Consider the following 12022-nt stretch of genomic DNA (forward strand, 5'->3'; position numbering starts at 1 on the left):
TCCTGATTCGTTACTGATACAGGCTGTTACACTCAGATTAGTGCTACATACTGTCTCGGTCAACGGTGAGGTGAGTATCGTGAGGCCCGTGACCGGCACCCGACGCAGACCCGCGCAGCCCTCCCTCCGGGACCGAGAGCGGGCGGCCGACGGTCGCAGCACCCGCTGGAACGGCCACAAGGCCCAGCGCCGTGCCGACATGCTCGATGCGGCGCTGGCCGTCATCGAGGAGAACGGCACCGAGATCTCGGTCCAGCAGATCGCCGACCGCCTGCAGGTCCCGCGCCCGGTCGTCTACCGGCACTTCGACGGTCGCGCCGACCTCGACGACGCCATCCGCCGCCACATCCTGGAATCCCTGACCGCTGAACTGCTGCCGCGCCTGCATCCCGACGGCACCGTCCGCGACCTGGTGCGCGGCGCGGTCGGCAGCTACGTCGGCTGGGTCGAACGCCACCCGGAACTGCACCGCTTCCTGGCCGCCGGCGACCCGCACGGCGAGGCCTCGACCGCTCTGGCCGGCGCTCGCGACCGCATCGGCGGCCGGCTCGCCGACCTGTTCGCCGATGCCCTCGAGCGCTTCGGCATCGACCGGAATCGGGCCCGCCCCATGGCCTTCGGCACCGTCGGCTTCGTCGACGGCGTGGTCAACAGCTGGCGCGCCGCCCCCACCCTGTCCTCCGAGCAAGTCGAGGGCATCCTCGCCGAATCGGTCCTGGCGCTGCTCGAGGGCAACGCCCGCAGCCTGGATGTCCCGCTCACCCGCGACACCGTGGTGAGTGAACTGCTGTCCCGCGCGGAGGCCGCGCGGGTGGTGTAACCAGCACAACCGAATCCGCCTCGCCTGCCTCAGCGACGAGCTCGGGCTGAGTGACTCGGACGGCCGCTGAGTGATCAGCGGCTTCCGCGACCGGTGAGCGCGCGGTAGCTGCGATTCCACAGCCACTCGACCGGCCCGCGGTCGAAGCGGCGCAGCCAGACATGGGCGAACACCAGCATGAGCGCGCAGACCAGCACATAGATCCCGGCGGTGAACGGCACCCGCGCATTCGCCGACACCAGGCTCGCCAGCCCCAGACCCCAGCCGTAGCACAGGAATCCCGACACCAGGTTCTGAACGATGTAGCAGCTCAACGCCATTCGGCCCACCTCGGCGAAGCGGCGCGCGACGAAGCCGGGGTCCGGGCGGTGCGCGTAGCACTCCGCGACCAGGGCCAGGATGGCGAGCGAGACCAGCGGCGCGGTGCCGTAGCGGGTCACCAGAATCAGGTCGCCGCCGGTCAGGCCCAGGATCAGATCGACCGGTGCGGCGACCGCGAACCCGATCACCATGAGGCGCTTGCGGATTCGCGCGCCCTCGGGCCGGAACACCCCGGCCCGGAACAGCCGCGCGCCCACCAGGAACAGCGCGATCGACATCGGGAAGATGAAGATCGGCTCCAGCCGGAACAGCAGCACGTGATCCCAGCGGAAGGCCACCAGATCCCAGAACGAGCCGTCCGCATACGGATTCGGGTCCAGCGGCCGGTGCCCGCCGTCCCCGCCCCCGGGGCCCAGCACGATCGCCACGGCGATCAGCGACAGCATGGTCAGGTGGATGCCCGCCGCCACCATCAGCCAGCGCGGTTGCGCCTGCGGGCTCGTCGCCAGGATGAACGCCACCACCAGCCCGGTGACCGCGTACCCCATCAGCACGTCGAACTCGGCGACGAAGAAGAAGTTGACCAGCCCGTCGAGCAGCAGCAGCCCGGCCCGGACCGGATATCCGCCCGGCCAGGCCCGGCCGCCACGCACCGCCGATCGCTGCTGGATAGCCAGCCCGATGCCGAACATGATGGTCAGCAATCCCAGGAACTTCCCCTGCACCAGCTGCTGCAGCAGCCGCTCGGTCCACAACCAGGCTCCGTGCGGTTCGTCACCGCGCGAGAGATAGCCGAGCAGCCCTTCGGCATTGGTGAAGATCCAGATATTGGTGCCCAGCGTCCCCAGAATGGCGATGCCGCGCAGCACGTCCAGTGCCGCCAGCCGCCCCGAACGTGGCTGCGCGGAAACGGGATTCGGGTCCTCGCCGGGGGTGGGCGCGAGCGCCGGGCGCGGGGCGGAAGCCGATTCGACCATGCCGGTCATTGTGCCGTCGCCGCAGCTCGGCGCGGATCGCCCGGGAGAACGACCCCGGCTACGACCAGCGAATGACCCCAACCCGGACGGTCCAGCCGCGTCCGGGCGTGCCTTTCGCCTAGGCTCGATCGCATGCAGCGCATCATCGGAATCGAGGTCGAGTACGGCATTTCGACGCCTACCGAGCCGTCGGCCAACCCGATTCTCACATCCACCCAGGCGGTGCTCGCCTACGCCGCGGCCGAGGGCGTGCCGCGCGCCAAGCGCACACGCTGGGACTATGAGGTGGAATCGCCGTTGCGCGACGCGCGCGGTTTCGATCTCGGCCGGCTCAACGGGCCCGCGCCGGTGATCGACGCCGACGAGGTCGGCGCGGCCAATATGATCCTCACCAACGGAGCCCGCCTCTACGTCGACCACGCCCATCCGGAGTACTCCGCCCCCGAGGTCACCGACCCGCTGGACGCGGTCATCTGGGACAAGGCCGGTGAGCGCGTCATGGAGGCCGCCGCCCGCTTCGCCTCCAGCGTCCCCGGCGCCCCGCGCATGCAGCTGTACAAGAACAACGTCGACGGCAAGGGCGCCTCCTACGGCACCCACGAGAACTACCTCATGAGCCGCGAGACCCCGTTCAACCAGATCATCCTGGGCCTGACCCCGTTCTTCGCGTCCCGTCAGGTGATCTGCGGCTCCGGCCGGGTCGGCATCGGCCAGTCCGGTGACCAGCCCGGTTTCCAGCTGTCGCAGCGTGCGGACTACATCGAGGTCGAGGTCGGCCTGGAGACCACCCTCAAGCGCGGCATCATCAACACCCGCGACGAACCGCACGCCGACGCCGACAAGTACCGCCGCCTGCACGTCATCATCGGCGACGCCAACCTCGCCGAATGGTCCACCTACCTCAAGGTCGGCACCACCGCCCTGGTGCTGGACCTGATCGAGGCCGGCGAGGACCTCTCGGATCTGCAGCTGGCCCGCCCGGTCACCGCCGTGCACACCATCAGCCACGACCCGACTCTGCGTGCCACCGTTGCGCTTTCGGACGGCCGCGAACTGACCGGCCTTGCGCTGCAACGCATCTACCTCGACCGGGTCGAGAAGTTCATGGACCGCACCGGAAACGACGACGAGCGCACCAAGGACGTCATCGAGAAGTGGGCCCACGTGCTGGACCTGCTCGAGCGTGACCCCCTCGAAACCGCGGACCTGCTCGACTGGACCGCCAAACTGCGCCTGCTCGAGGGCATGCGCAACCGCGAGGGCCTGTCCTGGGCCGCGCCCAAGCTGCACCTGGTCGACCTGCAGTACTCGGATGTGCGCCTGGACAAGGGCCTCTACAACCGCCTGGTGGCCCGCGGCTCCATGCAGCGCCTGGTGACCGAGCAGGATGTCACCGACGCCATGACCAACCCGCCCACCGACACCCGCGCCTACTTCCGCGGCGAGTGCCTGCGCCGCTTCGGCGCGGATATCGCGGCCGCGAGCTGGGATTCGGTCATCTTCGACCTGGGCGGCGACTCCCTGGTCCGCATCCCGACCCTGGAGCCCCGTCGCGGCACCAAGTCCCACGTGGGCAAACTCCTGGACGGCGTGCACACCGCCTCGGAACTGGTCCAGCAGCTGACCCACTAGGCCATGCGGAAGGGGTACGGGAACTGAATCCCGTACCCCTTTTTCGTGTCCGCGACATGGCGGCGGGGAGATCGCGGCAACAGCACAATGACGCTTAATCCGGCATGTTGTCCCCGCTGGTGGGTAGTGTTGGGGGACGAGCATCGGATCTTCTCCGGTGCTCGCCGATGATCACAGAGGAGGTCGGCTGCTATGGCACAAGAGCAGACCAAGCGCGCCGGTGGCGGCGACGAGGACGAGGGCCCGGTCGGCGACGGCGGGGCGGGACAGGAGCGTCGCGAGAAGCTGGCGGAGGAAACCGACGACCTGCTCGACGAGATCGACGACGTGCTCGAGGAGAACGCGGAGGACTTCGTCCGCGCATACGTGCAGAAGGGCGGCCAGTGACCCAAGGTGACCCCCTGCGGCTCCAGTTGGGGTTCGCCCAATCCTCTTTCTCCGAGTACCTGCGTTTGCACGCTCCGGAATTGTTGCCCGGCAACGGAATCCGACCCGACGGCACGCACCCCAATCCGGGCGTGCCGTCGGACATAGCGCCACACGGCACCACCATCGTCGCGGTCAGCTACCGCGGCGGTGTGCTGATCGCGGGCGATCGCCGGGCCACCCAGGGCAACCTGCTGGCCAGCCGTGACATCGAGAAGGTGTACATCACCGACACCTACTCCGCGGCCGGCATCGCCGGCACCGCGGGCATGGCGATCGAGATGATCCGCCTGTTCGCGGTGGAACTCGAGTACTACGAGAAGATCGAGGGCGTGCCCCTCACCTTCGACGGCAAGTCCAACAAGCTGTCGAAGATGGTGCGCGACAACCTCCCCGCGGCCCTGCAGGGTCTCGCGGTGGTGCCGCTGCTGGTCGGCTTCGACCCGGACGCGCAGGACCCGGACAAGTCCGGGCGCATCGTGTCCTACGACGTGGTCGGCGGCCGCAGCGAAGAGCGCTTCGGGTACACCGCGGTGGGGTCGGGTTCACTGTTCGCCAAGTCGTCGCTGAAGAAGACCTACGCGCGCGGGATCGATCAGGACCGGGCGCTGCGGATCGCGATCGAATCGCTCTTCGACGCCGCGGACGACGACACCGCCACCGGTGGGCCCGACACGATGCGGAACATCTACCCGACCGCGATCGTGATCGACGCCGAGGGCTCCGAGGAAGTGACCGAGGAGCGCCTGAAGGAGATCACGCGGGCGATGGTGGAGGAGCGGGCCGCGCTGGCGGCAGAGGGGATCGGCGAAGCATGACACTGCCGTATTACGCGTCGGCCGAACAGATCATGCGCGACAAGACCGAACTTGCGCGCAAGGGCATCGCACGGGGCCGCAGTGTCGTGGTGCTGGTGTACGACAAGGGTGTGGTGTTCGTGGCCGAGAACCCCTCGGCCACCCTCCACAAGATCAGTGAGCTCTACGACCGGGTCGCGTTCGCCGCGGTCGGCAAGTACAACGAGTTCGAGGCGTTGCGCCGCGGGGGCATCCTGCAGGCGGATCTGCGCGGCTACCAGTTCGACCGCCGCGATGTCACCGGCCGCTTCCTGGCCAACCTCTACGCGCAGAGCCTCGGCACCATCTTCACCGACCAGCTCAAGCCCTACGAGGTGGAGATCTGCGTCGCGGAGGTGGGCTATCCGGAGCAGTCCTCGAACTCGGTGCTCTACCGCATCAACTTCGACGGATCCATCGTCGACGAGCGGGAATTCGTGGTGATGGGCGGCAACACCGACCCCATCACCACCGCCCTCAAGGCCTCCTACCAGCCGGGAATGGATCTGCATTCGGCCATCGCCACGGCGGTGGCCGCGCTGCAGAAGGCCGTCCCCGAGGGCGACAAGGACAAACAGCGCACCCTGGGTTCCGCCTCGCTCGAGGTGGCAACCCTGGAGCAGTCCCGGCCGCGGCGGGCGTTCCGCCGCATCCAGGGCGCCGCGCTGCAGGAGTTGGTGACCGGCACGGCGCCGACCGCGAACGCGGCGGCCGAGGCCGAGAAGCCGTCGAGCGGGGACCCGTCATAGGGCCCGCGCCGGCGTAGGCAAATCCCGCTATTCGGGATAAGGCTCCTTTGCACTCTCAATAGCAGAGTGCAAAGGAGCCTTGCTTTTTCGCAGGGTAGAGCGCGTGCCACGTTGCATCCCGTGCTAAATCGTTGTGAATACGTTTGCATCAGCTGTCCGACAAGCCCGTTACCGGCGACAACTCCGCTGTAATGTCGATAGGGTGCAGCGACGAATCATGGGGATCGAGACCGAATTCGGGGTGACGTGCACGTTCCACGGTCACCGTCGGTTGAGTCCTGACGAGGTGGCCCGGTATCTCTTCCGCCGGGTAGTTTCCTGGGGCCGTAGCTCGAACGTGTTCCTTCGTAATGGTGCCCGGCTCTACCTCGATGTCGGTTCCCATCCGGAGTACGCCACGGCCGAATGTGACAGCCTGGTGCAGTTGGTCACCCACGACCGCGCCGGCGAGCGGGTCCTGGAGGATCTGCTCATAGACGCCGAGCAGCGGCTCGCGGAGGAGGGTATCGGCGGTGATATCTACCTGTTCAAGAACAACACCGACTCCGCGGGCAACTCCTACGGCTGCCACGAGAACTTCCTCGTGGTCCGCGCCGGCGAGTTCTCCCGGATCTCCGACGTGCTGCTGCCGTTCCTGGTAACCCGCCAGCTGATCTGCGGTGCGGGCAAGGTGCTCCAGACGCCGAAGGCGGCCACCTTCTGCCTGTCGCAGCGGGCCGAGCACATCTGGGAGGGCGTCTCCTCGGCGACCACCCGTTCCCGGCCGATCATCAACACCCGCGACGAGCCGCACGCCGATGCCGAGAAGTACCGGCGCCTGCACGTGATCGTGGGCGACTCGAACATGGCCGAGACCACCACCATGCTCAAGGTGGGCACGGCCTCGCTGGTGCTCGAGATGATCGAGGCGGGTGTCGCGTTCCGAGACTTCGCTCTGGACAACCCGATTCGCGCCATCCGCGAGGTGTCGCACGATCTGACCGGCCGTCGCCCGGTGCGGCTGGCCGGTGGCCGGCAGGCCTCGGCGCTCGACATCCAGCGTGAGTACTACGCCCGCGCCGTCGAGCACCTGCGCAACCGCGACCGCGACCCGCAGGTCGACGCCGTGGTGGATCTGTGGGGCCGCACCCTGGACGCCGTCGAGGCGCAGGACTTCGCCAAGGTGGACACCGAGATCGACTGGATCATCAAGCGCAAGCTGTTCCAGCGCTACCAGGACCGCTACAACATGGAGCTGTCCGATCCCAAGATCGCCCAGCTGGATCTGGCCTACCACGACATCAAGCGCGGCCGCGGTGTCTTCGACCTGCTCGCCCGCAAGGGTCTGGCCAAGCGGATCACCGAAGACGAGGCGGTCGACGCGGCGGTGACCACGCCGCCGCAGACCACCCGCGCCAAGCTGCGCGGCGATTTCATCACCGCCGCTCAGGAGGCGGGCCGCGACTTCACCGTCGACTGGGTCCACCTCAAGCTCAACGATCAGGCCCAGCGCACGGTGCTCTGCAAGGACCCGTTCCGCTCGGTCGACGAGCGCGTGGATCGCCTCATCGCCTCCATGTGAGCAGTGTGAACGGGCCGCGAACCCTCCGGTTCGCGGCCCGTTCCGCGTTTGTCTCCGGCGGTTCGGGGGCAGATAGAGGGGAAACGCGACCGCCCGTGCTCCACATCGCCTACACGCCCATTACTCTCTACGGGGTGGCGATATCCAAGGTCGAGCGGTTGATGAATCTGGTTATCGCGCTGCTGTCCACCCGGCAGTTCCTGACCGCGGAGCGTATCCGGGAGTCGGTCGCCGGGTACGAGGAGTCCGCGAGCGACGAGGCGTTCAGCCGGATGTTCGAGCGCGACAAGAACGAGCTGCGCGATCTGGGCATACCCCTGGAAATCGGTCCGGTGAGCCGGTATTCGGGTGTCGAGGGCTACCGCATCAACCGGGATGCGTACGAACTGCCCGATATCGATCTGACCAGCGAGGAGTCCGCCGCGGTCGCGGTGGCGGTGCAGCTGTGGGAGTCCCCGGAGCTGGCCGCGGCCGCCGAGGGCGGACTGCTCAAGCTGCGCGCGGCCGGTATCCACGTGGAGCCCGACGCCGGGGTGTCGGCGGTGCCCGCGGTCCCGGCCCGCACCCGCGGCTCGGAACCGGTGCTCGGCAAACTGCTCGCGGCCATCGACGCCGGACGGGCGGTGACGTTCAAACACCGTCAGTCCCACGGAGATCCGGTGGAACGGGACGTACAGCCCTGGGGTGTGGTCACCCACCACGGCCGCTGGTATCTGGTCGCGCACGACAATGTCCGTGACGCGCAGCGCGTGTTCCGCATCTCCCGCATCGACGAGGACGTCACCGAGTACGGCCCGGCCAATGCGGTGCACAAACCCGAGGACCTGGACCTGCGGGCCGTGGTCGCCGAGGTCACCGCGCAGACCCCGATCAGCGGCTCGGCCACGGTGTGGGTGGCGGAGGGCCGCGGGCAGGAGATCCGCCGGCTCGGACCGGTCATGGAGGAGCGCACGCTCGGCGGACGTTCCGGCTCGATCGTGGAGGTGCCCATCCGATCCCGGGACTGGCTGGCCCGGCTCATCACCGGACTCGGCGCGGACGCCCTGGTGCTCGCCCCGGAAGACCTGCGCGAGAATGTGATCGCGCGCCTGAAGTCGGTGCTGGAGCGGACGGAGGTGTCGGCATGAGCGAGGCTGCGTCGCGGAAACGCCGGGGAGACAATGTGATCGACGCCGGCGGCGCGCGCCGGGGTGGAACCGGTGAGGGCGCACGGGCTTCCGATGGTGCGAAGGACCGGCGGGGGAGCGCGGCGGCCAGCACCAGCCGGCTCTCGACCCGGCTGGCCCGGCTGCTCAACATGATTCCGTACTTCCAGGCCAATCCGGGCATCAGTGCGGCGGAGGCGGCGGCCGAACTCGGCGTGTCCTCCAAGCAGCTGATGACCGACCTCAACCAGCTGTGGATGTGCGGCCTGCCCGGATATGGTCCGGGCGATCTCATCGACCTGTCGTTCTCCGAGGAGAGCATCGAGGTCACCTTCTCCGCGGGCATCGACCGACCGCTGCGGCTCACCTCCCTGGAGGCGACCGCGCTGCTGGTGGCACTGCGCTCCATCGCGGACCTGCCCGGCATGGTGGATCCGAGCGCGGCGCACGCCGCCATCGCGAAGATCGAATCCGCCATCACCGGACGGGAATTCGCCGGACCGCCGCTCCCCGTGCCGGTCGAGGCCCCCGCCGTGGCGACCGTCCGGTCCGCGCTCGAGCACGATCACGCGCTATGCCTGGTCTATTACTCGGCCAGCCGCGACGTGGTCTCCGAGCGCATCGTGGACCCGATCCGAATCGTACTGGTGGACAACAACAGCTACCTGCAGGCGTGGTGCCGGCAGGCCGAGGGCGTGCGCCTGTTCCGCCTCGACCGCATCGAGGAGGCCACCGAGCTCGACGAGCCGGCTCGCCCGCCCGCCGAGGCCGCCGCGGACGAGACCGCCGCGCTGGACCTGTTCGTCGACGATCCCGCGGTCCCGCTGGCGCGCTTGCTGATTCGCCCCGACTACGCCTGGGTGCTCGAGCAGTACCCGATGCACCGGGTCACCGCCCACCCGGACGGCAGCGTCGAGGCCACCATGCGCTTCGCCACCCTGGACTGGATGGCGCGGCTGCTGCTCGGCTTCGGCGCCGGCGTCACCGTGCTCGGCCCGGTCGAACTGGTGACCGCGGTGCGCGAGCGGTCCAGCTCGGCGCTGGCCGCCTACGCCGGGCTCGAGGGGGTCGGTCCCGCTTGAGTTTCCGTGTGACGGTGCTGGGGGCGGGCAGCATCGGCTGCTACGTCGGCGGCCGGCTCGCCGCGGCCGGGGCCGAGGTCACCTTCGTCGGACGGCCGCGCGTGGTGGAGGAACTGCGCACCTTCGGGTTGCGGCTGACCGATCTGGACGGCAATGACGCGCGAGTCGAACCGGATGCCTTCCGCGCGGTCACCGAGCCCGCCGGCGATGCCGATCTGGTGCTGATCACCGTGAAATCCGCGGCCACCGCCACCGCCGCCGCCGAACTGGCCGGCCTGCTGCGGCCCGGCACCGTGGTGATCAGCCTGCAGAACGGCATCGGCAACGACGCGGTCATCCGCGAGCTCCTGCCCACCTGTGTGGTGCTGGCCGGGATGGTCATGTTCAATGTCGTTCATCACGGTCAGGGCCGCTTCCACCGGGGCACCGCGGGCACGGTCGACGTCGCCGACGACCCGGTGCTCAACCGGTTCGCCCCGGTCTTCGCCCAGTCCGGTCTGGGCTTCGAACGGTATGCCGATCTGCTGCCCATCCAGTGGGCGAAGCTGCTGCTGAACCTGAACAATCCCATCAACGCGCTGTCGGGCCGCCCGCTGCGCGAGGAGCTCGGTGCCCGCGACTACCGCCGCTGCCTGGCGCTGGCCCAGCGGGAGGCCCTGGACGTGATGGCGGCCGCCCGCATCCGCCCGGCCCGGCTGACGCCGCTGCCGCCGGAGCTGATGGCCCGGCTGTTGACCGTGCCCGATGGCCTCTTCCGCCGGGTTGCCGGAAAGGTGCTGGCAGTCGATCCGGTGGCCCGCTCGTCCATGGCCGACGACCTGGCTGCCGGGCGCAAAACCGAAATCCCTTGGCTGTGCGGTGAAATCGTGAGTCTCGGGGCCATGGTAGGAATACCCACGCCGGTGAACCAGAAGCTGATCGAACTCGTGTCAGCTGCGGAGAACGGCGACCGGCGCACCTGGTCGGGCCCGGAATTGCTGGAACAGCTCACCGACGCCGCCCGTGACGGCGCGGCGAACAAGGGTTGACAACAAGCTTCGCGATATGCGGGTCCGGTAGCATCGGACTCACCAGAGTCTTTGGAGGTAATGGAATGACAGGCGCCATCAGCCCGTGGCACTTGCTGATCGTCGTGCTGATCTTCTTGCTGTTCTTCGGTTCGAAGCGCATGCCCGACGCGGCCCGTAGCCTGGGTCGCTCGATGCGCATCTTCAAGACCGAGGTCAGCCAGATGCAGAACGAGGGCAAGACGGGCGAGGCCGCTCCCGAGGCCCAGGCCCAGCCGGTGCAGCCGCCGGCCCAGCTGCCGCCCGCCCAGCCGGTGCAGCCCACGCCGCAGCCGAACGACCAGCAGAAGGCCTGAGGCCACGACCAGCCGGGATGAGCGCCGCTCATCCCGGATGAGGCGTTGTCCGGATCCGGTTTCTCCGGATCGTCAGGGGCGGGCAGTAGCGCCCGCGTCTTCTTTGGCCGCACGGCGGAGGCAGTCACACACACATGCGCATCCCGTTCGATCCCCGGCGCAGCAAGCGCCGCACGAACCCCGACGGCACCATGTCCTTGGTGGAGCACCTCTCGGAGCTCCGCAGGCGCTTGCTCATCGCGCTGGCGTGGGTCGCGATCGGCACCCTGTTCGGGTTCTTCTGGTACTCGCATTCGATCTTCGGGATCGAGAGTCTCGGTGAGATCCTGCGTGGTCCCTACTGTGATCTGCCCGCCTCCTCGCGGGCCAATCTGAGCACCGACGGCGCCTGCCGATTGCTGGCGACCGCGCCCTTCGAGCAGTTCACGCTGCGCCTGAAGGTCGGCACCACCGCGGGTGTGGTGGTGGCCAGCCCGTTCTGGCTGTATCAGCTGTGGGCGTTCATCACGCCCGGTCTGTATGCCAAGGAACGCAAGTACGCGATCTCGTTCGTGGCGGCGGGCGCGGCGCTGTTCGTCACCGGCGCGGTGCTGGCGTACTGGGTGGTCGCCCACGCGCTCAGCTTCCTGATGACCATCGGCAACAACGTGCAGATCACCGCGCTGAGCGGTGCGCAGTACTTCAGCTTCATCATCAAGCTGCTGGTCATCTTCGGTGTCAGCTTCGAAACCCCTTTGCTCATCGTGGGTTTGAACTTCCTCGGGGTGCTGACCTATCAGCGGCTCACCAAGTGGCGGCGCGGACTGATCTTCGGCCTGTTCGTGTTCGCGGCCATCGTGACCCCGCAGGACCCGATCTCCATGCTGTCGCTGGCGCTCGCGCTGACGCTGCTGTTCGAGATCGCGGTGCAGTTCGCGCGGCTCAACGACAAGCGCCGGGCCCGCAATGCGGAGGCCTGGGACAAGCTGGCCGACGACGAGGCGTCCCCGCTGGACACCACGCCCGGCGGTGTCGACGCCCCGACTCCGGTGGCGACCGCGGAACCGGTGGCCGCGACACCGCTCGAGAAAACAACGCGAGGCGTGTCGGATTACTCCGATACTCTCTGAG

12 protein-coding genes are annotated in these 12022 nt (G+C 68.3%); 11 read left to right on the forward strand and 1 reads right to left on the reverse strand.

What is annotated here, in order from left to right; genetic code table 11:
- The first annotated feature begins 88 nt into the window (after positions 1-88).
- Positions 89-820 (forward strand): TetR/AcrR family transcriptional regulator, encoded by a 732-nt coding sequence (locus ABZV44_RS04970; protein WP_354832163.1) that lies wholly within the window; start codon positions 89-91, stop codon positions 818-820.
- Positions 821-894: 74 nt separating this feature from the next.
- On the opposite strand, the gene ABZV44_RS04975 is transcribed toward ABZV44_RS04970, so the two are convergent.
- Positions 895-2118 (reverse strand): DUF418 domain-containing protein, encoded by a 1224-nt coding sequence (locus tag ABZV44_RS04975; RefSeq protein WP_354832165.1) that lies wholly within the window; start codon positions 2116-2118, stop codon positions 895-897.
- Positions 2119-2250: 132 nt separating this feature from the next.
- Here ABZV44_RS04975 and dop point away from each other — a divergent pair, with 132 nt between their 5' ends.
- The 10 genes from dop to tatC all read left to right on the forward strand — a co-directional run bounded on the left by dop (position 2251) and on the right by tatC (position 12021).
- Positions 2251-3750: a depupylase/deamidase Dop gene (gene dop, locus ABZV44_RS04980; RefSeq protein ID WP_354832167.1), complete on the forward strand. Its 1500-nt coding sequence runs from the start codon at positions 2251-2253 to the stop codon at positions 3748-3750.
- A gap of 192 nt (positions 3751-3942) precedes the next feature.
- Positions 3943-4137: a ubiquitin-like protein Pup gene (locus ABZV44_RS04985; RefSeq protein WP_033089305.1), complete on the forward strand. Its 195-nt coding sequence runs from the start codon at positions 3943-3945 to the stop codon at positions 4135-4137.
- The gene (prcB, locus tag ABZV44_RS04990; protein ID WP_354832170.1) at positions 4134-4994 is read left to right on the forward strand and encodes a proteasome subunit beta; all 861 of its coding nucleotides are present in this window, start codon (positions 4134-4136) and stop codon (positions 4992-4994) included. Before ABZV44_RS04985 ends, prcB begins: the two co-directional genes overlap by 4 nt.
- Complete coding sequence (prcA, locus tag ABZV44_RS04995) at positions 4991-5761, forward strand: proteasome subunit alpha (RefSeq protein ID WP_354832172.1); 771 nt, start codon at positions 4991-4993, stop codon at positions 5759-5761. The genes prcB and prcA overlap by 4 nt, the downstream gene beginning before the upstream one ends.
- Before the next feature lie 202 nt (positions 5762-5963).
- Positions 5964-7322: a Pup--protein ligase gene (gene pafA, locus ABZV44_RS05000; protein WP_354832174.1), complete on the forward strand. Its 1359-nt coding sequence runs from the start codon at positions 5964-5966 to the stop codon at positions 7320-7322.
- Between the two features lie 134 nt (positions 7323-7456).
- Complete coding sequence (locus ABZV44_RS05005) at positions 7457-8449, forward strand: YafY family protein (RefSeq protein ID WP_354832176.1); 993 nt, start codon at positions 7457-7459, stop codon at positions 8447-8449.
- Positions 8446-9549: a YafY family protein gene (locus ABZV44_RS05010; RefSeq protein WP_354832178.1), complete on the forward strand. Its 1104-nt coding sequence runs from the start codon at positions 8446-8448 to the stop codon at positions 9547-9549. The genes ABZV44_RS05005 and ABZV44_RS05010 overlap by 4 nt, the downstream gene beginning before the upstream one ends.
- On the forward strand, positions 9546-10577 hold the full coding sequence (locus ABZV44_RS05015) for a 2-dehydropantoate 2-reductase (RefSeq protein ID WP_354832180.1): 1032 nt from the start codon (positions 9546-9548) through the stop codon (positions 10575-10577). Before ABZV44_RS05010 ends, ABZV44_RS05015 begins: the two co-directional genes overlap by 4 nt.
- A gap of 65 nt (positions 10578-10642) precedes the next feature.
- On the forward strand, positions 10643-10912 hold the full coding sequence (gene tatA, locus ABZV44_RS05020) for a Sec-independent protein translocase subunit TatA (RefSeq protein WP_354832182.1): 270 nt from the start codon (positions 10643-10645) through the stop codon (positions 10910-10912).
- 134 nt (positions 10913-11046) lie between these two features.
- Positions 11047-12021 (forward strand): twin-arginine translocase subunit TatC, encoded by a 975-nt coding sequence (gene tatC, locus ABZV44_RS05025; protein WP_354832184.1) that lies wholly within the window; start codon positions 11047-11049, stop codon positions 12019-12021.
- Position 12022: the final 1 nt, after the last annotated feature.

This window comes from Nocardia sp. NPDC004860 (genome assembly GCF_040609015.1).
Lineage (GTDB): Bacteria > Actinomycetota > Actinomycetes > Mycobacteriales > Mycobacteriaceae > Nocardia.